Source organism: Okibacterium endophyticum, from assembly GCF_054780075.1.
The window spans coordinates 1-25,875 of record NZ_BAAGXA010000010.1 but is presented as its reverse complement, the minus strand read 5'-3'; the positions used below and the strand labels follow the sequence as shown (position 1 = coordinate 25,875).

The following is a 25,875-nucleotide window of genomic DNA, read 5'->3' as shown; positions in this document are numbered from 1 at the left end:
GCGGCGGGTGGGTCGGGCGAAGACGGCGTTCGCCGCACACGAACAGGGCGGGCTCCGGCTGCGCCGGAACCCGCCCTGGTGGAGTGCGTACAGGTTAGTTGTACGTACCCGGGGTGTAGTCGTCGCTCGAGAAGGTGTCGAAGTCCACGAAACCGAGATCGTTCTCATCGAACGTTCCGTCGCTCGCGAAGATGCGGTTCGGGTACCGTTCCGCCTTCGCTTCCTCCGTCGCATCCACCGTCACGTTGCGGTAACGGGCGAGCCCGGTGCCGGCGGGGATGAGCTTTCCGATGATGACGTTCTCCTTGAGGCCGAGCAGGGGGTCGCGCTTGCCCTCCATGGCCGCCTGCGTGAGCACGCGGGTGGTCTCCTGGAACGACGCAGCCGACAGCCACGACTCGGTCGCCAGCGAGGCCTTGGTGATGCCCATGACCTCCTGGCGGGCGCTCGCGGTCTTCCTGCCCTCGGTGAGCGCTGCACGGTTGAGCTCGTTGTACCGCGAACGGTCGACGAGCTCGCCGGGCAGCAGGTCGGTGTCACCGTGGTCGACGACAGTCACCTTGCGGAGCATCTGACGAACGATGACCTCGATGTGCTTGTCGTGGATCGGCACACCCTGAGAACGGTAGACACCCTGGACGCCGCCGACGAGGTGCTTCTGCACCTCGCGGACGCCCTGCACGCGCAGGACCTCCTTCGGATCGATGGCGCCGATGTGCAGCGGCTGGCCGAGCTCGACGTGGTCGCCGTCTTCGACGAGAAGCGTCGCACGCTTCAGCACCGGATAGACGATCGCCTCGTCACCGTTGTCCGGCGTGAGGATGAGCTTGCGGCTCTTGTCCGTCTCGTCGATCGTGATGCGGCCAGCGGACTCTGCGATCGGCGTCGCACCCTTGGGGGTACGCGCTTCGAACAGCTCCTGCACACGCGGAAGACCCTGCGTGATGTCGTCGGCGGATGCCGAACCGCCCGTGTGGAAGGTACGCATCGTGAGCTGGGTTCCCGGCTCACCGATGGACTGCGCCGCGATGATGCCGACGGCCTCACCGATGTCGACGAGCTGCCCGGTGGCGAGCGAGCGGCCGTAGCAGGCAGCGCACACACCGACAGCAGACTCACAGGTCAGCACCGAGCGAACCTTGATGTTCTCGACGCCTGCGGCGACGAGCCCGTCGATCAGCACGTCTCCGACATCGGAACCCGCCTCTGCGAGAACAGTCCCCTTCGCGTCGACGGCGTCTGCGGCCAGCGAACGGGCGAACACCGAGTTCTCGACGTTGGCGTCGCGCACAAGCGTTCCGCTCGCGTCGACGGCGGCGATGGGCAGTTCGAGCCCGCGCGTGGTGCCGCAGTCGTCTTCACGGATGATGACGTCCTGAGACACGTCGACGAGACGACGGGTGAGGTACCCGGAGTCTGCGGTACGAAGAGCCGTGTCGGCAAGACCCTTGCGAGCACCGTGGGTTGCGATGAAGTACTCGGCGACCGAGAGACCTTCGCGGTAGCTCGAGATGATCGGGCGAGGGATGATCTCACCCTTCGGGTTGTTCACGAGCCCGCGCATACCCGCGATGTTGCGGATCTGCAGCCAGTTACCACGGGCGCCAGACGACACCATGCGGTTGATGGTGTTGTCGACCGGGAAGTTCGCACGCATGGCCGCGGCGACCTCGTCCGTCGCCTCTGTCCAGATCTTGATGAGCTCCTGACGACGTTCGGCGTCTGTTGTGAGGCCCTTCTCGAACTGCGACTGCACCTTGGCGGCCTGCTTCTCGTATCCAGCCACGATCTCCCGCTTGTTCGGCGGTGTGAGAACGTCGCTGAGTGCGACGGTGACTCCGGAACGGGTCGCCCAGTGGAAGCCGGCGTCCTTGATGTTGTCGAGTGTGGCCGCCACAACGGTCTTCGGGTAGCGCTCGGCGAGATCGTTGACGATCTGCGAGAGCTTGCCCTTGTCCGCCACCTCTTCGACGAAGGGGTAGTCGTCTGGCAGCGCCTCGTTGAAGAGCGCCCGGCCGAGGGTCGTCTCCTTGAGCACAGGCCCGCCCTCGTAGCCCTCGGGCGCTTCACCCGCGGGGAAGCGCACGTCGTTCAGGCGGATCCTCACCTTGGCATTCAGGTGGAGGGAACCCTGGTCCATCGCGAGAATCGCCTCTGCGACACTCGAGAACGCGCGGCCTTCACCGACAGCACCCTCTGTGAGGGTGGTGAGGTGGTGCAGTCCGATGATCATGTCCTGCGAGGGCAGCGTCACCGGGCGGCCGTCAGACGGCTTCAGGATGTTGTTCGAGGCGAGCATCAGGATGCGTGCCTCTGCCTGAGCCTCGACAGACAGCGGAAGGTGCACGGCCATCTGGTCACCGTCGAAGTCGGCGTTGAACGCCGCGCAGACGAGCGGGTGGAGCTGGATGGCCTTGCCCTCGACGAGCTGCGGCTCGAACGCCTGGATGCCGAGACGGTGAAGCGTCGGCGCACGGTTCAGCAGCACGGGGCGCTCGCGGATGATCTCTTCGAGAACGTCCCACACCTCGCCGCGGCTCCGCTCGACCATCCGCTTCGCAGCCTTGATGTTCTGAGCGTGGCTCAGGTCGATGAGGCGCTTGATCACAAACGGCTTGAACAGCTCGAGCGCCATCTGCTTGGGCAGACCGCACTGGTGCAGCTTGAGCTGCGGACCGACGACGATCACGGAACGACCGGAGTAGTCCACACGCTTTCCGAGCAGGTTCTGGCGGAATCGACCCTGCTTGCCCTTGAGCATGTCGCTCAGTGACTTCAGGGCACGGTTGCCTGTTCCTGTGACGGGGCGACCACGGCGGCCGTTGTCGAACAGCGCGTCCACGGCTTCCTGCAGCATCCGCTTCTCGTTGTTCACGATGATCTCGGGAGCACCGAGGTCGAGCAGGCGACGCAGGCGGTTGTTGCGGTTGATCACACGACGGTAGAGGTCGTTGAGGTCGCTCGTGGCGAAACGGCCGCCGTCGAGCTGAACCATCGGGCGCAGCTCGGGCGGGATGACCGGGACGACGTCGAGCACCATGGCAGCCGGCGAGTTGCCCGTCTGCACAAAGGAGTTGACGACGCGCAGCCGCTTGATCGCGCGGATCTTCTTCTGGCCCTTGCCCTCGGCGATCTGCAGGTGCAGGGTCTCTGCCTCTGCCACCAGGTCGAAGGTCTCGAGGCGCTTCTGGATCGCCTCTGCGCCCATGTAGGCGTCGAAGTAGATGCCATAGCGGTCCTGCAGTTCGTGGAAGACGGCATCCTCAGGCTTGAGGTCGCCGACCTTCAGGTTGCGGAAGTCCTCCCACACACGCTCGAGGTGAGCGATCTGCTCGTCGAAGGACTTGCGGGTCTGGCTCATCTCCTTCTCAGCGGCGTCTTTGGTTCGACGCTTCTGGTCGGCCTTCGCCCCCTCTGCCTCGAGGGCAGCGAGGTCGTCTTCGAGTTTCTGCAGACGGTCGGCGATGCGCGAGTCGCGCTGGTCGCCGAGGGTCTTGATCTCGAGACGCAGCTCGTTCTCGAGTCCGGGCATATCGGCGTGACGACCCTCGTCGTCGACGTCGATGACCATGTATGCGGCGAAGTAGATGACCTTCTCGAGGTCCTTCGGCGCCATGTCGAGCAGGTAGCCGAGGCGTGAGGGAACACCCTTGAAGTACCAGATGTGCGTCACGGGCGCGGCGAGCTCGATGTGGCCCATCCGCTCGCGGCGAACGCTGGACTTGGTGACCTCTACTCCACACCGCTCACAGACGATGCCCTTGAAGCGCACGCGCTTGTACTTGCCGCACGAGCACTCCCAGTCACGGCTCGGTCCGAAGATCTGTTCGCCGAACAGACCGTCCTTCTCCGGCTTGAGTGTGCGGTAGTTGATGGTTTCAGGCTTCTTGACCTCACCGTACGACCAACGACGGATGTCGTCGGCGGTAGCCAGGCCAATGCGAAGCTCGTCAAAAGTTGTTACGTCGAGCAATTTCTCTCCTACGGAAATACTGGTGAGTTCTACAGTGGCCAGGCTTAGATCTCGTCGATCGACGAGGACTCAAACCTGGAGGAAATGTTGATGCCGAGCTCTTCTGCAGCACGGAACGCGTCATCGTCGGTGTCTTTCAAGCTCACCGCGGTGCCGTCAGCGGACAGCACTTCGACGTTCAGGCACAGCGACTGCATCTCCTTGATGAGCACCTTGAAGGACTCGGGGATGCCCGGTTCCTGGATGTTCTCGCCCTTGACGATCGCCTCGTAGACCTTCACCCGGCCGAGCACGTCGTCAGACTTGATGGTGAGCAGCTCCTGCAGCGCGTATGCGGCGCCGTAGGCCTCGAGCGCCCACACCTCCATCTCGCCGAAGCGCTGTCCGCCGAACTGAGCCTTACCACCGAGCGGCTGCTGGGTGATCATCGAGTACGGTCCTGTCGAACGAGCGTGGATCTTGTCGTCGACGAGGTGGTGGAGCTTCAGGATGTACATGTAGCCGACAGAGATCGGAGCCGGGAACGGCTCACCGCTGCGACCGTCGAAGAGCTGGGTCTTTCCGGTCGAGTCGATCAGGCGCTCACCGTCGCGGGTGGGCGTCGTCGAGTCCAGCAGGCCGGCGATCTCTTCTTCGGCTGCGCCGTCGAACACCGGGGTGGCGACCTTCGTTCCCGGCGCCGCACTGTGTGCCTCGGCGGGAAGGGTCTTCGCCCAGCTCGGCTTGCCCTCGACCTCCCAGCCCTGCTTCGCGATCCAGCCCAGGTGCGTTTCGAGCACCTGGCCGAAGTTCATACGACCCGGAATGCCGAGCGGGTTGAGGATGATGTCGACGGGTGTGCCGTCTGCGAGGAACGGCATGTCCTCGACCGGGAGGATCTTGGCGATGACGCCCTTGTTCCCGTGGCGTCCGGCGAGCTTGTCGCCCTCTGTGATCTTGCGCTTCTGGGCGATGTAGACCACAACACGGCGGTTGACGCCCGAGCCCAGCTCGTCGTCTCCGTCTTCGGCGTTGAACTCCTTGACGGCGATGATCGTTCCCGACTCGCCGTGGGGGACCTTCAGCGAGGTGTCGCGGACTTCGCGGCTCTTCTCATTGAAGATCGCGCGAAGCAGACGCTCTTCTGCGCTCAGCTCGGTCTCGCCCTTCGGCGTGACCTTGCCCACCAGGATGTCGCCGGGGCGGACTTCGGCGCCGATGCGGATGACTCCGCGCTCGTCGAGGTCCTTGAGCAGCTCGGGGCTGACATTGGGCAGGTCCCGGGTGATCTCTTCCTTGCCCAGCTTCGTGTCGCGGGCGTCGACTTCGTACTCCTCGATGTGAATCGACGAGAGCACGTCGTCCTTGACCAGGTTCTGGCTCAGGATGATCGCGTCTTCGAAGTTGTGGCCTTCCCAGGTCATAAACGCGACGAGCAGGTTCTTGCCGAGCGCGAGCTCGCCGTTCTCCGTCGCCGGGCCGTCCGCGATGACCTCGCCTGCCTCGACACGCTCGCCCGCAGAGACGACGACACGGTTGTTGTAGCTCGTGCCCTGGTTCGAGCGGTCGAACTTGCGCAGGTAGTAGTCCTGTGTGCCGCCCTCGTCGAGCTGAACGGTGACGACGTCTGCAGACACCTCGAGCACAACACCCGACTTGTCCGCCGTGATGACGTCGCCGGCGTCGATGGCTGCGTAGCCCTCCATACCGGTTCCGACGAGCGGCGACTCGCTGCGCAGCAGCGGGACCGCCTGACGCTGCATGTTCGCACCCATAAGAGCGCGGTTCGCGTCGTCGTGCTCGAGGAACGGGATGAGGCTGGTCGCGACCGACACCATCTGGCGCGGCGAGACATCCATGTAGCCGATGTCTTCTGCGGGAACCAGGTCGACCTCGTCGCCCGTCTTACGGGCGAGGACGCGGCCTTCCTTGAAGGATCCGTCCTCGTTCAGGGGGGCGTTGGCCTGGGCGACGACGAACTCGTCTTCTTCCATCGCCGTGAGGTAGTCGATGTTGTCTGTGACCTTGCCGTCGACCACACGACGGTACGGCGTCTCGATGAACCCGAACGCGTTGATGCGGGCGAACGACGCCAGCGAGCCGATCAGGCCGATGTTCGGGCCTTCAGGTGTCTCGATGGGGCACATACGACCGTAGTGCGAGGGGTGGACGTCACGGACCTCGACGCCTGCGCGCTCACGCGACAGACCGCCGGGGCCGAGCGCCGAGAGACGGCGCTTGTGGGTGAGTCCCTCGAGCGGGTTGTTCTGACCCATGAACTGCGAAAGCTGCGACGTGCCGAAGAACTCCTTGATCGCGGCGACGACGGGGCGCACGTTGATCAGGGTCTGCGGGGTGATCGCTTCGATGTCCTGCGTGGTCATCCGCTCGCGGACGACGCGCTCCATCCTCGACAGGCCCGTGCGGACCTGGTTCTGGATGAGCTCGCCGACGGCACGGATGCGACGGTTGCCGAAGTTGTCGATGTCGTCGGTGTCGAGACGGATCTCGGCGGGCTTTCCATCGCGGATGCCGGTGTACGTCTTCTCCTCGGCGTGCAGGCGGACCAGGTACTTGATGGTCTCGACGATGTCGTCGACCGAGAGCACCGAGTTCTGCAGAGGAGCGTCGACGCCGAGCTTCTTGTTGATCTTGTAACGACCGACCTTGGCGAGGTCATAACGCTTCGGGTTGAAATAGAAGTTGTCGAGAAGCGCGCGGGCCGCCTCTGCCGCGACCTGCTCGCCCGGGCGGAGCTTGCGGTAGATGTCGCGCAGCGCGTCTTCCTTGGTGAGGATCGCGTCCTTCTCGAGCGTCGCCTCGATCGACTCGTACCCGGCGAAGCGCTCGAGGATCTCTTCGCTCGTCAGGCCGAGCGCCTTCAGGAACACGGTGACGGACTGCTTGCGCTTGCGATCGATGCGCACACCGACCTGGTCACGCTTGTCGATCTCGAACTCGAGCCAGGCACCGCGGCTCGGAATGATCCGGGCCGAGTAGATGTCTTTGTCGCTCGTCTTCTCTTGGGCACGCTCGAAGTAGACACCGGGGCTGCGGACGAGCTGCGACACCACAACACGCTCGGTGCCGTTGATGATGAAGGTTCCCTTTTCGGTCATCAGCGGGAAGTCGCCCATAAAGACCGTCTGGGTCTTGATCTCACCGGTGAGGTGGTTCATGAACTCGGCTTCGACATAAAGAGGGGCTGCGTAGGTCTTGCCGCGCTCCTTGCACTCGTCGATCGAGTACTTCTCCGGCTCGAGGAACGGACTCGTGAACGACAGCTGCATCGTCTCGCCGAGGTCTTCGATGGGAGAGATCTCTTCGAAGATCTCGTCGAGGCCCGAGCTCGTCGCGAGGTCCTGACGACCCGCCTTCGTGCCGGCGTCGACGCGCGCCTTCCACGCGTCGTTGCCCACGAGCCAGTCGAAACTCTCGGTCTGCAGGGCGAGCAGATCGGGAACCGTCAGGGTGTCGCTGATCTTGGCGAACGAGAGGCGGGAAGCTCCGCGGCCGTTCTTGGGTGGATTGGTGGGTGCGTTGCGCGCAGCAGCCAAGGAAATAACCTCCGTGGGCCCCGTCGGGCCTAGTTACCTGTGAGTAATGGAGAACTCGCCAGACGTCAGCGAAATACAGCACGAACTCGGAGTGACTCGAGCATGTGCACGCGTGGGCCGACCGCAATATGAAGGCATTAGAAAACGTCTGGGAGCGCAAAGGTCCAGTGTATGCGGTCGCGCACGTTAAGTCCACTCATCTCCTTGACGAGTTTCGCAATCTCAGGTATAACCCAGGCGCAGTCGTTCTGCGAGCTCCCCGGGAGGCGGGGCTCCGCGGGGACTTCACCTGGCGAACGACCGAACGTCGACCCCGGCGGCGGCGAGCGCCTCGCGCACCCGGCGCGCCAGACGAACCGCTCCCGGAGTGTCGCCGTGCACACACAGGGAGCCGAGGCGCACACGAACGGCGGCGCCCGAGATGGAGGGCACAACGCCCGTCGTCACCATGGTGACCGCGCGGCCGGCGACGTCACGGTCGTCGCCCGTGAGAACGGCTCCGTCCGTTGTTCTCGGAACAAGGGATCCGTCGTCCCGATACGCCCGATCCGCGAACCCCTCTCCCACGAACGGCACACCGTGTTCAGCCGCCGCGCGCTCGATGGCCGAGCCGGGCAGGCCCATCAGCATAAGGGAAGGCGAGAACGACGAGGCTGCGACGGCAACGGCATCCGCTCTGGACTCATCGCGGGCTATGCGGTTGTAGAGCGCACCGTGCGGCTTCACGTAGGCGACGCGGGTGCCTGCCGGCCGAGCGGCGTTCTCGAGCACCGCTATCTGCTCGAGGACGTCATCGATGAGAACCCCATGCTCGACCTCGACGTCCGTGCGCCCGAAGTCCCTCGCGTCTCGGTACGAGACATGAGCGCCGATGCTCACTCCGCGCTCGACGGCCAGGTCGCACAACCGGCGCATGGTCTCCGGGTCACCGGCGTGGAACCCGCACGCGATGTTGGCACTCGAGATCACACCGAACATCGCGTCATCGTCCGCCGTCCGCACCCCGTTCACGGTCTCACCGAGGTCACTGTTGAGGTCGACTCGCACATCTCAAGCGTACGTCAGCGGCTCGTCAGGGGCTCGTCAGGGGCCGGAGGCCGGGGAACGTGCGGGCCGTGCGCGGGTAGGCTCATGGTGTGGCTGAGAAACGCGGGAATGCACGGGGCGAGCGAGCCGACAACCCGCGCATCACCCTGCGGAACAGCGGTCACGAGGCCGTCATCGAACCGGACGCGTTCGTCCCCGGCGGCTATCGGCTTGTGGTCGACGGCACCCCTCAGTCCCACGTGAACCTCGAGGACCCCTCAGCGCTGTTCTTCGAATACGTACAGCGCATCGGGCACGTCGCCGATCTCGTGCGCACCCCGGGTGAGCCGATCACCGCCGTGCACCTCGGCGCGGGTGCGCTCACTCTTCCTCGCTACATCGACGCGACCCGGCCCGGCTCGCGTCAACAGGTGATCGAGCTGGAGCAGGACCTCGTCGACTTCGTGCGCGAACACCTTCCCTGGTCGAAGAGAGCGGGCATCCGCGTGCGTTACGGCGATGCCAGGGAGGTGCTCTCGCGGTTGCCCGCCGCACTGACGGGGAGCACCGATCTGGTCATCGTCGACATCTTCTCAGGGGCGCGCACTCCGGCCCACGTGACGAGTCTCGAGTTCTATCGAGAGGCTTCGGCTTTGCTCACGCGAGAGGGCATCGTCGCCGTGAACGTCGCGGACGGCCATGGTCTCGCCTTCGCCCGCGGCCAGGCTGCCACACTGCAGGCAGCGGTGGAGCACGTCGCTGCGTTCGCCGAGACGGCCACTCTCAAGGGCCGTCGATTCGGCAATGTCGTGCTGATCGGATCGCATTCGCCGCTTCCGCTCGACTTCGTTCCCCGGCTCCTCGCGGGCGGTCCCTACCCGGCGAAGGTGATAGCGGATGCAGAGCTTCGCGCGTTCATCGCCTCTGCCCCCGTTGTGACGGACGCGACAGCTGTGCCGTCACCGCTTCCCGCGAAGAGCATCTTCCAGGTCAAGGCTTAACCGTCGTCGTCCCTCAGTCGTACTTCTGGAGCGGCCAGCGGCATCCTCTCGGCGAACACCGAAGGCACGCCGCAGCCAAGACCCTCGATTCGCCCTGCGCGACGTAGGCTCGGACCAGCCCGACGGCACACGCACCACCTGGAGACGATTCTGAGCATCATCATCGGCTACGACGCCGTCACACTGAGAGAAAAAGTCGACCTCAAGGCCGTGGGGGACCGCCTCGACGAGCTCGGCGACATGCGCAGCCTGAGCGCCCTGCTCGAGCGCGGCTGGCTGCTGAAGGTCGCCGGCCAGCTCGATGAGGCCCTCGACATCACCAATGAAGCCGTGCGCCTTGCACGCTTCACCGGAAACCGCCGAGACCTCATCCGGCCGAGACTCCTGCGGTCGCAGGTCCTGCAGTTCCGTGGCGCGTTCGACGAGGCCGTCCACGAACTCACCTCGTGTGCAGAAGAGGCGCGCACCCACGAGTGGCACCTGCTCGAGGCCTTCTCGCTGCAGCACCGCGGCCGTGTCTTCTTCGACCAGCGCGACTACGCAGCCGCTCTCGGTGATTTCACACGCGCCATCGACCTGCGCAGAAAGGCCGGGGCATCCGACGACCAGCTGGAACCGACACTGATCGCTGCGGCCGTCACCGAGTCCTTTCTCAGTGCATCTGATCAACCGGCCGCCGGGTAGCGGCATCCGAAGCGCGCCGAAGGCGCTCGGACAGCATCGGTTCACCAGCTGTTGCCCTCGCGGATGCTTACCCTCTGTCTGTGGCCAGGAGTAGATTTCTCGCATGGCAGATCTTGTGCGGGTGCGGGTATGGGCAGACGCGCTCATCTCGTTGCACCTCGACGCCGCCGTCTGGACGTTCGGTTTCGACAATGCCAAACGGCGTGCGGGCCTGTGCAACTTCTCTGACAAGCGCATCACGGTGTCGAGATATCTCGCCGCGCGATACGCGGATGACGAGATCCATCAGGTGCTGCTGCACGAGGTCGCTCACGCGATGGCGGGTCCCCGCGCCGGGCACGGGCCCAAATGGCGTGCTGTCGCCACAGGGCTCGGATACGTGGGCTCACGTCTGCACGACGGCGAATCCGCCGACGAACTCGCACCGTGGGTCGGCACCTGCCCGAGCGGACACACGATCTACCGCCACCGGCGGCCGACGAGACCGAGTTCGTGCGCCGTGTGCTCACGGCGCTTCGATCCTCGATTCGAGATCACCTGGACGAAGCGCGAGATCAGCGCTTCGACGCGCAAACGAGCTGCCGCGTCGCGCTGACCTCATCGGCCGGATCGGAGCGGTTGAGACAGAACGGCGAATCGAACCAGAACAGTAGAGAGTCAGAAAAGTAACAGTAGAGAGTCAGAACAGAGAGAGTCAGAACAGAGAGAGTCAGAACAGAGAGAGCCAGAACAGAGAGAGTCAGAACGGTTGAGTTCGAACATGCAGAACAAGCAGGTCGCCCTGCTCCGGGGGGTCAACGTCGGGGGCGTGACCATCAGGTCATCGGATCTCGCGGCGGTTTTCCGCGACCTGGGCTTCGACGACGTGACGACTGTGCTCGCCTCTGGCAACGTGCTCTTTCAGCATCCATCACCAGATCTCGTCGGCGCCGACCACCTCGGCGCTGACGACACCAAACGAACCATCGAGCAGGCGCTGTCGGATGCCTTCGGCTACGACGCCTGGATCGTGCTGACCGATCAATCGTCGCTGCGACAGATCATCGATGCCTACCCGTTCGACGAGGTCGACACAAAGCAGCCGTACGTGATGTTCTCGTCTGACACAGCGTCGCTGGACTCGCTGCTCGCATTCGCCGCGACCGGGCTCGATCCGGCAGACGAACGCGTCACCGCGGCGCCGGACCTCGGCACCACGAAAATCGGCGCTGGCGGGATCATCTTTTGGGAGGTCACGCGCGGCGGGAGCACCGACACGGCCTTCGCACGGGAATCGGCCAAGAAGCGCTATCGCGAGACCACAACAACACGGAACCTGCGCACGCTGCGCAAGCTGGTGTGAGCCCGTTGCACTGGCGCGGGCCGCACAGGGCGGGCGTCAGCTCAACGGCCTGCGCTGAGCACCTCGACGACCTCTGAGCACCTCGACGACCTCTGAGCTGTCGACGGCGGCCGCTGCTTTCACAGCGTCCCGTTCGCCCGCCGCAACACGTTCCTTGCCCTCGACCGAGGCCGTGTACAGATGACCGACGGCATTGCGGAGCCCCTCATATGCCGCACAGGCCACGGCCGCCTCCGGTGAGGTGAAGTCGATGCCCCTCGTCACCAGCGCGTCGATGACAGCGCCGGCGGCGAGCATGTCGTTGCTCGCGAATCCATCGGAACGACCGGCCGCGACGACAGCGACGGCGACCCGCCCGCCGATGCTGAGCTGGTGCTCGAGGATCCAGTCGGCGGCCGCGGACCGGTTGACGAGTGATGCCGCGATCACCGCGGAGCCCGGTGGCACAGCGGCCAGGTCCGGCGCCTGCGATCCCCCGGTGCCGGAGAGCGCGTCGACCCAGACCACAACATCCGCCCGGCCGATCCGGGCGAGACCCGATGCGCCGAAATCGAATCGCACCTGATAGGGAACCTGCGTTTCGGGAGTCTGCGTCTGAGGCTGGTCGCTCACGGTCTTGTTGCTCACGCCGTTATCGTATCGACGGGCGTTGCCTGCCGTGGTCCGATGACGAACCATGACAGAAGGCAGCCTCCGGCCGAACGCGTTCGTCGCCCGATCATCGCAGGCGGTCGTCTGGGGACGGGGGCCTCATGGCGTTGCCGATCACGTCGAAGTCGTTCCGGCTCAACTCGATCAGGCCGCTGCGAAGCTGGTATCCCCAGTTCAGCTTGTCCCTGGTGAAGTCCAGTGCTCCGATCAGCGGCCGGATCGGCGCCTCGCCCACGTCGAGGCGGTAGTCGACGCGCCGGCGCCAGGGCCGCCAGGTCGCGTCGAGGCGATCGGCGTGCACCTGTGTCAGCTCGTCGTCGGCGATCCGCCCGATCGCCGTGAAGCACTTGAGCTGCGGCCCGTCGGCGCTCTCCCGAGGCGAATAGAAGACGAGCCCGTCTGACTCGCGCATTCTGCCGAGGCCCTCACGGCGCCCGTGACCGACCTGGGCGAATCCCTCTGCCACGCCGACCCGCACGTGGTCCCTGTGCACCACTGCCAGCCAGTACCGGATCGCCATACGTCATGTCTAGCGCATCGCGGCCGTGAACGGGGCAGGATGGAGGCATGCGCATACAGCTGAAGGTCGAACTGGACTGTGAGCCACGAGCGGTCTGGCGCGCGCTGCACTCCCCTGCGGTTCTGCAGGAGCTCTATGGCCCCCTTGTACACACGGCCTCTGGGATCGAGGGCGGATTCCCGACGTCGTGGACAACGGGAACGGAACATGTGCTCACCATCCGCGCCGCCGGGCTCGTTCCTCTCGGTCGCCAGCGCATCGCCCTGCGCGACGACAGAAGGCCAGACGGCACCCGGATCCTGAGCGATGAGGGTGGCGGCGTCTCGGGACCGCTCGCTTCTCTCGCCTCGTGGCGGCACCGGATGGCGGTGTCAGCCGTTCCCGATCGGCCCGGTGCGGCCCTCTATCGGGATCGGCTCGATATCGGCGGGCCGGCAGCTGCACTGTACTGGTACCCGTTGTGGGCGTTGTGGCAGTGGCGCGAGGTGCGTATGAAACAGCTCGCGCCGACCTGGGCATACGATCCAGAGCCGCCGGAACAGACGACGGACGGGGCATCCGAACCTGGCTGACCCCTGCCGTTCGGCTGGCGCCGTTCGATGCGCTAGACTGGTATGACTCGCAGGCACAACTATGTGTCTCTTGCGTCGTAGAACGCTTTCTCTCCTCGTGTCAGCAATGACCGGGTCGATGACTTTCATACGGCGAACGGATGCGCCCTCCGGCGCCTTCGCCAATCATCTGCACACCGCTCCAGCACAAGCGTGCTGACCACTGCGCAGATTTGACCACAGTGCAGACTGCTGCACGAAAGGCACACATTGACTGAAACATCCTTCGGCGCGCTCGGCGTGCCGGCACCGCTCGTCGCCTCGCTCACCAAAGCCGGAATCACCTCTGCCTTCCCGATCCAGGTCGACACACTCCCAGACACCCTGAACGGCCGCGACGTGCTCGGCCGCGGCAAGACCGGCTCAGGCAAGACCCTCGCGTTCTCCATTCCGATGGCAGCCAGGCTGGGAACAGAACTCGCCGGCGGCGCTCGCCGCGCCGGCCGTCCGCTCGGCCTCGTTCTCGCCCCGACCCGTGAGCTGGCAACGCAGATCGACGCGGTGCTCGCGCCGCTCGCCGGGGCATACGGGCTCAAGACGACAACGATCTTCGGCGGCGTGAACCAGAAACGCCAGGTCGACGCACTGAAGGCCGGCGTCGACATCGTTGTGGCTTGCCCCGGGCGTCTCGAAGACCTGATGAAGCAGGGCTTCATCTCGCTCGACGCCGTGGAGATCACGGTGCTCGACGAAGCAGACCACATGGCCGATCTCGGCTTTCTGCCCGGCGTCACACGCATCCTCAAGTCCACGCCGGCCAACGGCCAGCGACTGCTCTTCTCCGCGACCCTCGACAACGGCGTGGACAAGCTCGTCAGGCAGTTCCTGCACAACGAGGTTCTGCACTCCGTCGACGAGGCCAACTCTCCCGTCGCGGCGATGACCCACCACGTCTTCGAGGTCGAGTCGCTCGATGCCAAGAACGAGGTCATCAAGACGCTCGCCTCTGGCACCGGTCGCCGCATTCTCTTTATGCGAACGAAGCACCACGCCAAGAAGCTCGCGAAGAAGCTGACGGAGCAGGGCATCCCCGCTGTCGACCTGCACGGAAACCTCTCGCAGCCCCAGCGCGACCGCAACCTCGCTGCGTTCAGCGATGGCACCGCGCGTGTGCTCGTGGCAACGGATGTCGCGGCACGCGGTGTGCACGTCGACAACGTCGAACTGGTGATCCACGTCGACCCGCCCATGGAACACAAGGCGTACCTGCACCGCTCGGGCCGCACCGCTCGAGCGGGCAGCGACGGCGACGTCGTGACGCTCTGCCTTCCGACGCAGAAGCGCGACCTCGCGCAGCTGCTCCGCAAGGCAGCGATCACTGTCACGCCGGTTGCGGTCACGGCGAGTTCACAGCAGGTCACCGAGCTCGTCGGCGAGATCGCTCCCTATGTGAAGCCCGTTCTTCGCCCCGTGCAGCAGCAGGGCGGAGGCCGTTCACAGGGCGCGAACGCACAGCGCAAGCGCGCACGCGGCGGGGCATCCCGTGACGCCGTGGCGGCCGGAACAGCACGAGGCGAACGCTCACGTCGTGACCGTTCCCCTCGGCCCGCGGCCTCCGGTCAGCCGGCGGCGCAGTCGAACGGCGGATCGTCGCGCGGCGGCTCACAGGCACAGCCGGCGCGCGCGGGTGGGCTGCGCGTCGGAAGCCTCGTCGGCGGGCAGTCGGCCGGTCGCGGTCGCGGATCGCGTCGCGCTCAGGGCTGATACTCGCGTCAGGCGCGGCACATCTCGCTCGCACTGCACAAAGCGCTCGCGCTGCCGAAATGTTCGGTGGCGCGAGCGCTTTTCCGTGCGCGGGGTGCCTCAGCGCGGATGTTTCGCCATGCCCGCCGCTCGATTAGGACGCGACGCGCATCCGGGCTACCGTCGGATTATGAGCACTGACGTCGTCGTCCGACCTGTGAGAGACACTGACACTGAAGCCCTCGGTCGCGTTCACGCGACCTGCTGGCACGAAACATACGATCACCTCATCAGCGAGGCGACGCTCGCCAAGCTCTCGCCTCGGCGCATCGCGGAACTGTGGTCGCACTGGGTGGCGCAGGGCGAGGACTATCGCCTCTACGCGGCGCTCGAAGACAGCGAGATCATCGGTTTCGCCGGCTCCGGGCCCGCGCGCGACGACGATGCCCCGCGCGATCGGGAGCTCTACTTCATCTATCTGCTCTCGCGGTACCACGGCACGGGCACAGGGCAGAAGCTCTTCGATGCCGCTCTCGGCGCCGACCCGGCCTATCTCTGGGTCGCTTCAGACAACCCGCGTGCGCACGGTTTCTACACACGAAACGGATTCACCGCGGACGGCGCGGAGCACATCGAGCCGTTCCTCGGTGAAGACCTGCACGAGGTCAGGCTCGTTCGGTAGGCGGCACCCGGCCCGAGCGCTCCCGTTCCTCAGACGGCCCTGTCCCCTTGTCCGAGGCGAGCACTGCAGAGACGAATCGCACGAAGAGCGCGATCCATCCGAACATGATCACGAACGCCACGAGCTCGAACGCGGTGATGTTGAAATAGCCGATGCTCGCGAGCCACGCCGATGCGGCAAGTGCCGCGAAAAAGCCGAGCGCCGTGATGCCGAGGGCCGCAGGCATCCCCCAGAGCATGATCGGCGTCGCCAGAAGCAGCACACCGAAGAGGATCACGGTCCCTCCGGCGAACACGTTGTGGCCGATGATGGTGAGGTTGATCGGAACGAGGCCGATTCCGGCGAGCGCGATTCCCATCGCGATGAAGAACGCCGAGATGACTCTCGCGCTCCATTCGAACCTCACGATCCTTCTGCGTGCCAGCCGACGGATGTCGCGGCTCACGTACAGCGCGAATGTCGTGACCAGAAGACCGGCGATGATGAGTGTCGCATTGAACACGATGCTCGGCTGATCGCCGAAGGTGCCGAGGTGACTGAAGTGGTACCGCCACCAGATGGGGTCGGTCGATGTGGCCATGCTCAGCAGAACGCCGACCGTCATAAAGAGAAGCAATCGCTGCGACATCGACTCGGTGGTCAGCTGCGAGACGGCCAGGTACAGCCCGTATGCAGACAGCGCCATCGCGAGGGCTACGCCGATGGTTGCGGTGTATCCGTCGACGGTGAGCCGTCGAAAGGCGAGTTGCAGGACGAAGAAGAGCGTCCCCGCCGCGAACACGGCGATGGCCGTGTGCACGAGCGCAACAGCTCCGGCGTCGAGCACCGTCTTCCATGTCGGCAGACGTCGACGCCAGCTCTGTTCGGGCAGCCAGCGCGATCGCCAATAGCTCACCACACTGGACACGAGGCCGGCAACGACCATCCCGGTGACCCCTATCGCTCCGACGCTGCCCTCGAGAAAGATATCGCCCCAGATCGGCACATGGCGGCCCCAGAACGCGATCGCCGCGAAGACACCACCGGCCAGTCCTGCGATGAGCGCGGCGATGAGGGCTTCCGTCTCGATGCGGATCGAAGGAGCCGGGTGCTCACCGGCAGGCTCGGAGTCGCCGGTCACGGTTCGAGGATCGGTTTCGCTCGTCAACGGCTCCTTGGTCATCACCAGCAGCGTACTCCGGGTTGTGAGAGGCTCAGCGCAGGCGGCCCACAGACGCGAGCGCCGCACGCAGGAGCGTTCCGCGCCCGCCCTCCATCTCAGCGCTCACGGCGTCCGACTGCGCTTCTTCGGGGGTCATCCAGGTCAGCTCGAGGGCATCCTGCCTGGGCTCGCAGGTGCCGGTCACCGGCACGACATAGGCGAGTGCGACGGCATGCTGCCGATCGTCTGTGTATGGAGAGACGCCTGGCATCGGAAAGTACTCGGCGATCTGGAAGGGCACGGGAGACGCAGGCAGCAACGGAAACGCCATCGGGCCGAGGTCCTTCTCGATGTGCCGGAACAGGGCGTCCCTCAGCATCTCGCCGTACATCACCCGGCCGGATACCAGGGTTCTCGTCATCTGCCCGGTCGGCGTCGCGCGCAGGAGAACCCCGAGTTCGGTCACGATGCCGAGCCCGTCGACACGCACCGGCACGGCCTCGACATACAGCAACGGCAAGCGGTGCCTGATCTGCTCGAGTTCGATGTCGCTCAGCCAGCCCGGTGTCGGGTTCTGCTCCGAGTCTTCGGGCTGGTCTGGGTCTGGTGTTCGAACGGCCATGCTCCATTCTTACAGCGGATGCCGCCCGCTCCGCACCGTGCGTCGTCCGGTGGTTAGGCTGAAGGCGTCGAACGGAGAACGGATGCACCGGATTGCGATAGACGACGACGCCGTCATCTGGTCTGCCCGCGCGCCCGAGCGAGCCGGCCGCCCCCTCCTGATCGTGATGCATGGCTATGGTTCTCACGAAGGAGATCTCTTCGGTCTCGCGCCACACCTTCCGCTCGAGCCTGTGATCGCGTCTCTGCGTGCGCCGCTTCTCGCGCCCTGGCCGGTAGACGGGTGGTCGTGGTTCCAGCGCCGCGAACCCGGGGAACCAGACCTCGAGGACCTCGACCGGTCTGCGTCTGCAGTCATCGACTGGATCGATTCCCTCGAGGTGACACCGGCGTCCATCGGTCTTCTCGGCTTCTCGCAGGGCGGGGCGATGGTGCTGCACCTGATGCGCACGGCTCCTGACCGCTTCGCGTACGGGGTGAACCTGGCCGGATTCATCACGTCTCGCCAGATGGAAGGCGATGAGACGCTCGCCGAACGACGCCCTCCCGTGTTCTGGGGCAGGGGCGCTGTCGACGATGTCATTCCCGAAACGGACGTCGCTGCGACGACCGAGTGGCTTCCCTCGCATTCCACGCTCACGGGCCGGATCTATGAGGGCCTCGGGCACGCGATCAACGAGCAGGAGCTCTCCGACATCCACGGGTTCGTGGCGCGGCAGCTCAGCACACGCTGAGCGCCGCTGCGCCGGACTCGTGCAATCGCCTGGCATCCGTGGGGATGTCAGCCGAATGTGCTGTGATGGGTGCATGAGCGACGTCCTCGACAGGTTCTCGCCGGCGACGCGGGAGTGGTTCGCCGGTGCCTTCGACGCGCCGACCTCCGCGCAGGCGGGGGCGTGGGATGCCATCTCGCGCGGTTCGCACGCGCTCGTCGTCGCCCCGACGGGGTCGGGAAAGACCCTGTCGGCGTTCCTGTGGTCGATCGACAGGCTCATCTCGCTCCCTCGCGAGCCCCGGGGTGAAGCCCTTTCCGCCCCCGCCACGCGCGTGCTCTACATCTCTCCGCTGAAAGCACTCGGTGTCGACGTGGAACGCAATCTGCGCGCGCCGCTCACGGGAATCACACAGACAGCGCTCCGGCTCGGTGAAGAGGCTCCTCGGGTCACCGTCGGCGTTCGCTCCGGAGACACACCTGCCTCGGACCGGCGAGCGCTCATCGCATCACCGCCCGACATCCTCATCACCACCCCTGAGTCTCTCTTCCTGATGCTCACCTCGGCGGCGCGCAAAACCCTCACCTCCGTCGAGACGGTCATCATCGACGAGGTGCACGCCGTTGCGGCGACCAAACGCGGGGCGCACCTCGCGCTCTCGCTCGAGCGGCTCGATGCCATGCTCGAGCGTCCAGCCCAGCGCATCGGCCTCTCGGCCACGGTGAGGCCGAGAGAAGAGGTGGCCCGCTTTCTCGGCGGCAAGGCCCACGTCGACATCGTCGCTCCCCCTGCCGCCAAGAAATTCGACCTTCGGGTCGTTGTGCCCGTCGAAGACATGACCGATCTCAGTGCCGGGCAGCCCGCGGTTCCGGACGGCTCCGCTGCCGGCCCTGTCCGGGCGGACGGCGAGCGGGGCGGATCCATCTGGCCGCACGTCGAAGAGGCGATCGTCGAGAGGGTGCTCGAGCATCGGTCGACGATCGTCTTCGCGAACTCACGACGGCTCGCGGAGCGTCTGACGGCGAGGCTCAATGAGATCCATGCGGAACGGATGGCGCCAGACGACGCAGCGCTCGAGCTCGTCGGTGTGCCGACACAGACCAGGGCACCCGCCGCGCTGATGGGCGGGAGCGGTCAGACCAGAGGCGCGGCCGGTGCGGGGCATGCTCCTGACACGCCTCGTGCGGAGCGCACAGGTGACGGTGACGCGGATGACATTCCCGTGCTCGCCAGGGCCCACCACGGCTCCGTGTCGAAAGAGCAACGCGCGCTGATCGAAGACGACCTCAAGGCCGGTCGTCTGCGCTGTGTCGTCGCCACGTCGAGCCTCGAGCTCGGCATCGACATGGGCGAGGTCGACCTGGTTGTGCAGGTCGAGGCACCGCCGTCCGTGGCCAGCGGTCTGCAGAGGGTCGGCAGGGCCGGCCACCAGGTGGGCGAGACCTCACGCGGTGTGCTCTTTCCGAAGCACCGCGCAGACCTCGTGAACTCCGCCGTCGCCTCGGAACGGATGCGGTCCGGGCAGATCGAGTCCCTCGCCGTGCCCAAGAACCCGCTCGACATCCTCGCTCAGCAGACGGTCGCGGCGACAGCGCTCGAACCGCTCGATGTCGAGGAATGGTACGAGGTCGTCACGAGGAGCGCGCCGTTCGCTCACCTGCCGCGCTCGGCGTTCGAGGCCACTCTCGATCTGCTCGCCGGGCGCTATCCGTCAGACGAGTTCGCCGAGCTGCGCCCTCGAATCGTATGGGACCGCGACGCGGGAACGATCACCGGCCGTCCAGGCGCTCAGCGCCTGGCCGTGACGAGCGGAGGCACCATTCCCGACCGCGGCCTGTTCGGTGTGTACCTTATGGGCGAACCGTCGGCGGCGACCGCGACGGGAACAGCCGGGCCCGGTTCTCGTGTGGGCGAGCTCGACGAAGAGATGGTCTACGAGTCACGTGTCGGCGACGTCTTCGCCCTCGGCACAACGAGCTGGCGGATTCAGGAGATCACACACGATCGGGTGCTGGTCACGCCGGCTTACGGCCAGCCGGGCCGGCTGCCGTTCTGGAAGGGCGATGCCCTCGGCCGTCCTGCTGAGCTCGGTGAAGCGGTGGGCGGGTTCCTGCGTATGCTCGACACGGCACGGCCGGCGGATGCCGCCGCCCGCCTGTCGCAGGCTGGTCTCGACGACCGTGCGGCCGCGAACCTGCTCAGCTACATCGCCGAGCAGCGACGCGCGACCGGGCACCTGCCCACCGACAGGACCCTCGTTGTGGAACGCACACGAGATGAGCTCGGCGACTGGCGGATCATCCTGCATTCCCCCTACGGGATGCATGTCCACGCTCCCTGGGGCCTGGCCGTGAATGCCCGTGTGCACGAGCGGTACGGAATCGACGGCGCGTCGATAGCGAGCGACGACGGCATCATCGTGCGTATTCCCGATACCGAGCTCGAGCCGCCGGGCGCGGACCTGTTCATCTTCGATGCAGACGAGCTCGAGGCGCTTGTCACCGAACAGGTCGGTGGTTCTGCGCTGTTCGCCTCGCGATTCAGGGAATGCGCGGCTCGCGCCCTTCTGCTGCCGAACTACTCCCCGGGCAGGCGGGCCCCCCTCTGGCAGCAGCGCCAGCGCTCGGCTCAGCTGCTCGACGTCGCCCGAAAATACCCGACCTTCCCGATCATTCTCGAGACGGTTCGAGAATGCCTGCAAGACGTCTATGACCTGCCGTCTCTCCTCGACCTGTCCAGGCGCATCTCGGCGAGGGGCGTCCGGCTCGTCGAAACAGTCACCGAGACACCGTCGCCGTTCGCCGGGTCGCTTCTCTTCGGCTACGTCGGGGAGTTCATGTATGAGGGCGACAGTCCGATAGCGGAGCGCAAGGCGGCCGCTCTCACGCTCGACACGGCTATGCTCGCAGAGCTCCTCGGCCAGGTCGAGCTGCGCGAGCTGCTCGACCCCGGCGTCATCGAACAGACAGAACAGGAGCTGCAGCGGACCGCCCCCTCGCGCCGTATGCGCGGTGTCGAGGGGGTTGCGGACCTTCTGCGCCTGCTCGGTCCCCTCACCGCGGCTGAGGTGGCGGCGAGGCTCGAGCCCGCAGACGACGACGCGGTCTCGAAAGCGACAGAGCACCTGACCGAACTCGAGCGAGACAGGCGTGTGCTGAGAGTGCGACGGCCGGGTCACGACGCCGAGCGCGACGACAGACGCCCAGACAGCCCAGACAGCCCAGACTGGTGGGCGGCGATCGAAGATGCGTCGAGGCTCCGTGATGCGATGGGTGTTCCGCTTCCGATCGGGGTGCCGAACGCTTTCATCGAACCGGTCGCCGATCCGCTGCTCGATCTTGTGGCGCGGTATGCCCGCACACACGGCCCGTTCACGACTGACGACGTCGCCCGCCGGTTCGGGATCGGCAGCGCGGTGGCCGCTCACACCCTGCGCCGCCTCGCCGATGATCGACGGGTCGTCCGCGGAGAGTTCCTTGCTGCGGGCCGGCAGAGCGCGGCTGACGCGTACGCAGACAATACCGAGTGGTGCGACACGGGAGTCCTTCGCCGCCTGCGCCTGCGCTCCCTCGCGGCGCTCCGGCACGAGGTCGAGCCCGTCGACCAGGCTGTGTTCGCTCGTTTTCTTGTGGCCTGGCAGCATGTCTCTGCACCGCTCACCGGGATCGATGGCGTCGTCGGGGTGATCGAGCAACTCGCCGGTGTTCGTATGCCGGCTTCGGCATGGGAGACCCTCGTGCTCCCCCAGCGTGTGTCCGACTACTCGCCGGCCATGCTCGACGAGCTGACAGCGACAGGTGAGGTGGTCTGGTCAGGTGCCGGTGCACTGCCCGGCAGCGACGGGTGGGTCTCGCTTCATCTGGCCGAGTCCGCCCCGCTGACGCTGCCGGTCGCTCTCGACGCGCCCGCCGGCGTCCACGAACCCGATGACCTGCAGCGCGAGATCCTCGTCGCACTCGGCGGAGGAGGCGCATACTTCTTCACTCAGCTCGCGGAGGCCACAGGAACACACGATGACAAAGCACTCGTCGCCGCGCTCTGGGAACTGGTGTGGGCCGGTCTTATCACAAACGACACCTTCTCACCGCTCCGGATGCTCACGGGAACCGGTGGTGCACACCGGACCACGAGGCGTGCGCCGCGTTCTCGGACGTACTCGTCGTCACTCTCGGCCCAGCGTCGCGCCGTCAGGCCGGCGACAATGCGCACACGGGTCGGTTCACCCGCTCTCGGCGGGCGATGGTCGATCCTGCCACTGGCCGAGCAGGATCAGACGGTCCGAGCCGCAGCGACGGCTGAGACGCTGCTCGACAGGTACGGCATCGTCACTCGCGGTTCGGTGATGGCCGAGGGGGTGCCGGGCGGGTTTGCACTCACCTATCGGGTGCTTGCGGGCTTCGAAGATTCGGGCAGGGCGAGACGGGGCTACTTCATAGACGGTCTGGGCGCTGCACAGTTCTCGACGTCTGGCACGGTCGACCGACTGCGCACCCACACACGTGCTGACGGCGACGACGCGAACCCGTCTGACGCCATCACCCTCGCGGCGACCGATCCGGCCAATCCCTTCGGGGCGTCGATCGCCTGGCCCGCCCTCGCCGAGAGTGCGACGAGGCACCGGCCGGGCCGCAAGGCGGGGAGCCTGGTCACTCTCGTCGACGGCTCACTGGCGCTGTACCTCGAGAGAGGAGGCAAGACGCTCCTCGCGTTCACCGACGATGCAGAGGTGCTCTCGGTTGCAGCGGCCTCCGTCGCCTCGCTCGTACGGTCGGGGCGCATCGACAAGATCGCCGTCGAGAAGATCAATGGCGAGTTCGTTCTCGGCACGGAGTTCGCCGCTGTGCTGAGAAGCGCCGGGTTCAGTGAGACGCCGCGGGGGCTGCGGATCCGTGCCTGAAGGAGACACCGTCTGGCGTACGGCTCGTCATCTCGACGAGGTGCTGGCCGGTGAGACCCTGACAAGATTCGACCTGCGTGTGCCAGGGTTCGCCACGTCGGATCTCACCGGGCAGACCGTGTCAGGTGTGGTCAGTCGCGGAAAGCACATCCTGCACAGGATCGGCGACCACACGCTTCACACTCACCTCAAGATGGAGGGCTCGTGGCACATCTACCGTCTCGGCGTCAGGTGGAAACGGCCGGCGCATCAGGCGCGAGCCGTGCTGGCGAACGCCGACTGGGTGACCGTCGGGTTCGACCTCGGTGTTCTCGAGCTGGTGCCGCGATCGGCAGAAGACGACCTGGTGGGCTATCTCGGTCCCGATCCTCTCGGCCCTGACTGGGATGCTGCGGAAGCGGCTAGGCGGCTCAGCGCCGACCCGTCCGTGCCCACGGCTGTCGCACTGCTCGATCAGCGCAACCTCGCCGGCCTCGGCAACGAATACGCCAACGAGCTCTGCTTCCTCCGCGGCGTGAGGCCCACGACCCCGATCGGCGAGACGGATGCCGTGCGGCTGGTCGACCTCTCGCACCGGCTGATCACGGCGAACCGCGATCGCGTTCGACGCACAACGACCGGAGACACACGACCGGGTCGAGAGAGCTGGGTCTACGGTCGCGACGGCCGGCCGTGCAGACGGTGCGGCACCCGGATCGAACGCGCAGAGCTCGGCCGACGCGCGACGGAGCAGCGTGTCATCTTCTGGTGCCCGGCGTGCCAGCGGTGAGCGAGAGGCGAGCTGGTCGGTGCCCGTCCGCGGGTGGTCGAGCTTGTCGAAGCCTAGGGCGTGTCTGACAAATGTCTGATCCAGGCGATGACGGTGTTGAGGGCGACGGCGCGTGCGTGCTGATGCGCGCGAGCGATCGTGGAGTCCCACGGGCCGATCCCGCACCGATATCGGTACACGATGCCCTCGACCATGAGCCGCGCGCCCGAGAACGGACGTCCCTGCCGGCAGCGATCACGACCGACGACGGGTCCTGCTCCGCGAGGCCGTGGCCCGCGTCACGCAGCCCTGAGCCCGGCGAGTAGTATCTCCACGGCCGCGCGCGACTCCGCTATCCAGTTCGGTCGGTCGGTTGCCGACCCGATGCCGTGCAGCACGACCATGACCGCCCCCGCGCTCGCATCGCTGCGTACGCCGCCTTCGACGACGGCCTGAGTCAGAAGCTCGGTGACGGTGCGTTCGAGCTGGATGCCCCCGTCGGCCTGCACGGACGGGTCGACGACGGCTGCGAGCCTGCGGGCAAGTCCGCTATGTGCCACGACGTACTCAACGAAACCTCGCAAGAAGGCGCCGAGGTTTTCGTCGGCGGATCGAGTCGGGTCGCGGGCCTCGTCGCAGAGTGCGGCGACTTCCTCCTCGTAGACTGCCGTCGCCAACGCCTCCCGTGTCGGGAAATGCCGGTAGAGCGTTCCCACTCCCACGCCGGCACGCGCCGCGAAGTCATCGAAGCGCAGCTGCTCATCACGATCGAACACCTGACGCGCAGCTGCCACGATCGCGTCTCTATTTCGGCGTGCGTCTGCTCGTAGCGCTCGCGCCTCGGCCACGCGTGACCTCCTTTGACAATCGGAGACAGTCTCCATATCCTCATAGTTGGAGACACGCTCCATTTTACGGGAGGGCACACCCGCCATGCGCATTCTGATGTTCGGTCGCGGAGTGATCGCGACGATCTATGGCCGCGTGCTTCACGCCGCAGGACACGATGTCGAGTTCTACGTGCGTCCGGGACGCGTTGCGGAGTACGGCGACATGGTGCAGGTGGATGTGATCGACGGTCGCCACAAGCCATTCGGCCGGCGGGTTCGCGAGTCGTACCGAACCACGTTGCGCGAGTCCCTTGACGAGACAGACGGCTTCGACCTGATCGTGCTCAGCGTCGGGCACCACCGCCTCGCAGAGGCAGCGGCGTTCCTGGCGCCCCGACTCGGAAAGGCGACGGTTCTCGTGCTCGGCAACGTGTGGGCGGAACCGCTCACCGCCGTCGCGCCACTTCCGCCCGATCGGGTCGTGTTCGGGTTCCCGCAAGCGGGCGGCGGTTACGGCGACGACGGCGTACTGCGAGGCGCGATGATGCCCTCCGTCATCATCGGCACCACGGGAGCCTCTCCCCGGCCACGGGTGCAGGAGATCTTCACTGCCTTCCGGCAGGCGGGCCTGACCGTCCGCCAGCAGAAGGACATGCGAGGGTGGCTCTGGCTTCACTTCATCGCCGACGCCGGCATGTTCAACCAGGCGCTGCGCAGCGGGTCGTTGGCGAACATGATTGGAGACCGCCGAGCTTTCCGCGACGCCTTCTTGACGACACGCGAACTGGTCCCCATGCTGACGGCTCGAGGAGTCGACCTCGGACAGCACCGCATGGCGATGATCCCGTACCGACACCCGCTCCTCGTCGCGACGATGATCGCATGGGCGACTCGACTGATTCCGATCGCGCAAAGGAGCCTCGCGGTGCACACGGATCCCCGCGCCGCCGAGGCACGCGCCGTCCTCGACGACACGATGAGCGAAGCGCACCGGCTTCGCATCCCCATCCCCCGCTTCGAGCGGTGAACCCGATCTGATCGCTTCCTCGCTGGGCACTATGACTCAGCTGTCGGACACGCCCTAGGTGTACACCTAGGTCTTGGCAGTCTCGGTCACCGGCCGCGACCACCACGGGTGTGTGTGGGGGTTAACGCAGGAAGGCCACCCAACGATGGGTGGCCTTCCTGACCAAATAAAGTCCGGCGGTGTCCTACT

The 25,875-nt window shown here is 65.9% G+C and carries 19 protein-coding genes and 1 pseudogene; 11 read left to right on the top strand and 9 right to left on the bottom strand.

Features of this window, described 5'->3' with window-relative positions; genetic code table 11:
- Positions 1 to 94: 94 nt before the first annotated feature.
- From rpoC to ACYVF5_RS13325, 3 genes are all read right to left on the bottom strand, one after another.
- The gene (gene rpoC, locus ACYVF5_RS13335; RefSeq protein ID WP_460947198.1) at positions 95 to 3,973 is read right to left on the bottom strand and encodes a DNA-directed RNA polymerase subunit beta'; all 3,879 of its coding nucleotides are present in this window, start codon (positions 3,971 to 3,973) and stop codon (positions 95 to 97) included.
- A 44-nt stretch (positions 3,974 to 4,017) separates the two neighbouring features.
- On the bottom strand, positions 4,018 to 7,509 hold the full coding sequence (gene rpoB / locus ACYVF5_RS13330) for a DNA-directed RNA polymerase subunit beta (protein ID WP_460947196.1): 3,492 nt from the start codon (positions 7,507 to 7,509) through the stop codon (positions 4,018 to 4,020).
- A gap of 285 nt (positions 7,510 to 7,794) precedes the next feature.
- Positions 7,795 to 8,556, bottom strand: coding sequence for a LamB/YcsF family protein (locus tag ACYVF5_RS13325; RefSeq protein WP_460947194.1), 762 nt, complete (start codon positions 8,554 to 8,556; stop codon positions 7,795 to 7,797).
- Between the two features lie 89 nt (positions 8,557 to 8,645).
- Between ACYVF5_RS13325 and ACYVF5_RS13320 the strand changes: the two genes are divergently transcribed.
- From ACYVF5_RS13320 to ACYVF5_RS13305, 4 genes are all read left to right on the top strand, one after another.
- Complete coding sequence (locus ACYVF5_RS13320; protein WP_460947192.1) at positions 8,646 to 9,536, top strand: spermidine synthase; 891 nt, start codon at positions 8,646 to 8,648, stop codon at positions 9,534 to 9,536.
- A 240-nt stretch (positions 9,537 to 9,776) separates the two neighbouring features.
- Positions 9,777 to 10,220 (top strand): hypothetical protein, encoded by a 444-nt coding sequence (locus ACYVF5_RS13315; RefSeq protein WP_460947190.1) that lies wholly within the window; start codon positions 9,777 to 9,779, stop codon positions 10,218 to 10,220.
- A gap of 103 nt (positions 10,221 to 10,323) precedes the next feature.
- Positions 10,324 to 10,815 (top strand): SprT-like domain-containing protein, encoded by a 492-nt coding sequence (locus tag ACYVF5_RS13310; RefSeq protein ID WP_460947188.1) that lies wholly within the window; start codon positions 10,324 to 10,326, stop codon positions 10,813 to 10,815.
- Positions 10,816 to 10,980: 165 nt separating this feature from the next.
- Positions 10,981 to 11,562 carry a DUF1697 domain-containing protein gene (locus tag ACYVF5_RS13305; protein WP_460947186.1) on the top strand — a complete coding sequence of 194 codons (582 nt, stop codon included), beginning with the start codon at positions 10,981 to 10,983 and terminating at the stop codon, positions 11,560 to 11,562.
- 36 nt (positions 11,563 to 11,598) lie between these two features.
- Here ACYVF5_RS13305 and ACYVF5_RS13300 read toward each other — a convergent pair whose 3' ends face one another.
- Positions 11,599 to 12,189 (bottom strand): 2-phosphosulfolactate phosphatase, encoded by a 591-nt coding sequence (locus ACYVF5_RS13300; protein WP_460947184.1) that lies wholly within the window; start codon positions 12,187 to 12,189, stop codon positions 11,599 to 11,601.
- A gap of 91 nt (positions 12,190 to 12,280) precedes the next feature.
- Positions 12,281 to 12,733, bottom strand: a complete 453-nt coding sequence (locus ACYVF5_RS13295; protein ID WP_460947182.1) for an EVE domain-containing protein — start codon at positions 12,731 to 12,733, stop codon at positions 12,281 to 12,283.
- A 47-nt stretch (positions 12,734 to 12,780) separates the two neighbouring features.
- Between ACYVF5_RS13295 and ACYVF5_RS13290 the strand changes: the two genes are divergently transcribed.
- The 3 genes from ACYVF5_RS13290 to ACYVF5_RS13280 all read left to right on the top strand — a co-directional run bounded on the left by ACYVF5_RS13290 (position 12,781) and on the right by ACYVF5_RS13280 (position 15,709).
- A complete protein-coding gene (locus ACYVF5_RS13290; protein ID WP_460947180.1) occupies positions 12,781 to 13,305 on the top strand; it encodes a hypothetical protein in 525 nt (174 codons plus the stop codon).
- A 249-nt stretch (positions 13,306 to 13,554) separates the two neighbouring features.
- Positions 13,555 to 15,048 carry a DEAD/DEAH box helicase gene (locus ACYVF5_RS13285; protein WP_460947178.1) on the top strand — a complete coding sequence of 498 codons (1,494 nt, stop codon included), beginning with the start codon at positions 13,555 to 13,557 and terminating at the stop codon, positions 15,046 to 15,048.
- Positions 15,049 to 15,217: 169 nt separating this feature from the next.
- Entirely contained in the window at positions 15,218 to 15,709 is a 492-nt protein-coding gene (locus tag ACYVF5_RS13280) for a GNAT family N-acetyltransferase (protein ID WP_460947176.1), read from the top strand.
- Here the strand turns inward: ACYVF5_RS13280 and ACYVF5_RS13275 are convergent.
- Both ACYVF5_RS13275 and ACYVF5_RS13270 read right to left on the bottom strand, forming a co-directional pair.
- Positions 15,693 to 16,871 (bottom strand): hypothetical protein, encoded by a 1,179-nt coding sequence (locus ACYVF5_RS13275; RefSeq protein WP_460947174.1) that lies wholly within the window; start codon positions 16,869 to 16,871, stop codon positions 15,693 to 15,695. The two genes, ACYVF5_RS13280 and ACYVF5_RS13275, sit on opposite strands and share 17 nt — an antisense overlap.
- A 31-nt stretch (positions 16,872 to 16,902) precedes the next feature.
- Positions 16,903 to 17,472, bottom strand: a complete 570-nt coding sequence (locus tag ACYVF5_RS13270) for an NUDIX hydrolase family protein (protein WP_460947172.1) — start codon at positions 17,470 to 17,472, stop codon at positions 16,903 to 16,905.
- Positions 17,473 to 17,554: 82 nt separating this feature from the next.
- Here ACYVF5_RS13270 and ACYVF5_RS13265 point away from each other — a divergent pair, with 82 nt between their 5' ends.
- The 3 genes from ACYVF5_RS13265 (at position 17,555) to ACYVF5_RS13255 (ending at position 23,850) form a co-directional block, all read left to right on the top strand.
- Complete coding sequence (locus tag ACYVF5_RS13265) at positions 17,555 to 18,205, top strand: alpha/beta hydrolase (RefSeq protein ID WP_460947170.1); 651 nt, start codon at positions 17,555 to 17,557, stop codon at positions 18,203 to 18,205.
- 73 nt (positions 18,206 to 18,278) lie between these two features.
- Positions 18,279 to 23,081, top strand: a complete 4,803-nt coding sequence (locus ACYVF5_RS13260; RefSeq protein ID WP_460947168.1) for an ATP-dependent helicase — start codon at positions 18,279 to 18,281, stop codon at positions 23,079 to 23,081.
- On the top strand, positions 23,074 to 23,850 hold the full coding sequence (locus tag ACYVF5_RS13255) for a DNA-formamidopyrimidine glycosylase family protein (protein ID WP_460947166.1): 777 nt from the start codon (positions 23,074 to 23,076) through the stop codon (positions 23,848 to 23,850). Before ACYVF5_RS13260 ends, ACYVF5_RS13255 begins: the two co-directional genes overlap by 8 nt.
- 113 nt (positions 23,851 to 23,963) lie before the next feature.
- Here ACYVF5_RS13255 and ACYVF5_RS13250 read toward each other — a convergent pair.
- Together ACYVF5_RS13250 and ACYVF5_RS13245 are read right to left on the bottom strand one after the other, a co-directional pair.
- Positions 23,964 to 24,077 (bottom strand): annotated as a pseudogene (locus tag ACYVF5_RS13250) (IS5/IS1182 family transposase); the annotation flags it as partial.
- 51 nt (positions 24,078 to 24,128) lie between these two features.
- Positions 24,129 to 24,677, bottom strand: a complete 549-nt coding sequence (locus ACYVF5_RS13245) for a TetR/AcrR family transcriptional regulator (protein ID WP_460947164.1) — start codon at positions 24,675 to 24,677, stop codon at positions 24,129 to 24,131.
- Positions 24,678 to 24,762: 85 nt separating this feature from the next.
- On the opposite strand from ACYVF5_RS13245, the gene ACYVF5_RS13240 reads away from it, so the two are divergent.
- Positions 24,763 to 25,686: a ketopantoate reductase family protein gene (locus tag ACYVF5_RS13240; RefSeq protein ID WP_460947162.1), complete on the top strand. Its 924-nt coding sequence runs from the start codon at positions 24,763 to 24,765 to the stop codon at positions 25,684 to 25,686.
- Positions 25,687 to 25,875: the final 189 nt, after the last annotated feature.

Excerpts from the sequence above, each read along its gene's own strand:
- ACYVF5_RS13315 (WP_460947190.1), top strand. The coding sequence starts at position 9,777 with ATGCGCAGCCTGAGCGCCCTGCTCGAGCGCGGCTGGCTGCTGAAGGTC.
- ACYVF5_RS13310 (WP_460947188.1), top strand. The coding sequence starts at position 10,324 with ATGGCAGATCTTGTGCGGGTGCGGGTATGGGCAGACGCGCTCATCTCG.
- ACYVF5_RS13305 (WP_460947186.1), top strand. The coding sequence starts at position 10,981 with ATGCAGAACAAGCAGGTCGCCCTGCTCCGGGGGGTCAACGTCGGGGGC.
- ACYVF5_RS13295 (WP_460947182.1), bottom strand. The coding sequence starts at position 12,733 with ATGGCGATCCGGTACTGGCTGGCAGTGGTGCACAGGGACCACGTGCGG.
- ACYVF5_RS13290 (WP_460947180.1), top strand. The coding sequence starts at position 12,781 with ATGCGCATACAGCTGAAGGTCGAACTGGACTGTGAGCCACGAGCGGTC.
- ACYVF5_RS13280 (WP_460947176.1), top strand. The coding sequence starts at position 15,218 with ATGAGCACTGACGTCGTCGTCCGACCTGTGAGAGACACTGACACTGAA.
- ACYVF5_RS13275 (WP_460947174.1), bottom strand. The coding sequence starts at position 16,871 with ATGACCAAGGAGCCGTTGACGAGCGAAACCGATCCTCGAACCGTGACC.
- ACYVF5_RS13270 (WP_460947172.1), bottom strand. The coding sequence starts at position 17,472 with ATGGCCGTTCGAACACCAGACCCAGACCAGCCCGAAGACTCGGAGCAG.
- ACYVF5_RS13265 (WP_460947170.1), top strand. The coding sequence starts at position 17,555 with ATGCACCGGATTGCGATAGACGACGACGCCGTCATCTGGTCTGCCCGC.
- ACYVF5_RS13260 (WP_460947168.1), top strand. The coding sequence starts at position 18,279 with ATGAGCGACGTCCTCGACAGGTTCTCGCCGGCGACGCGGGAGTGGTTC.
- ACYVF5_RS13240 (WP_460947162.1), top strand. The coding sequence starts at position 24,763 with ATGCGCATTCTGATGTTCGGTCGCGGAGTGATCGCGACGATCTATGGC.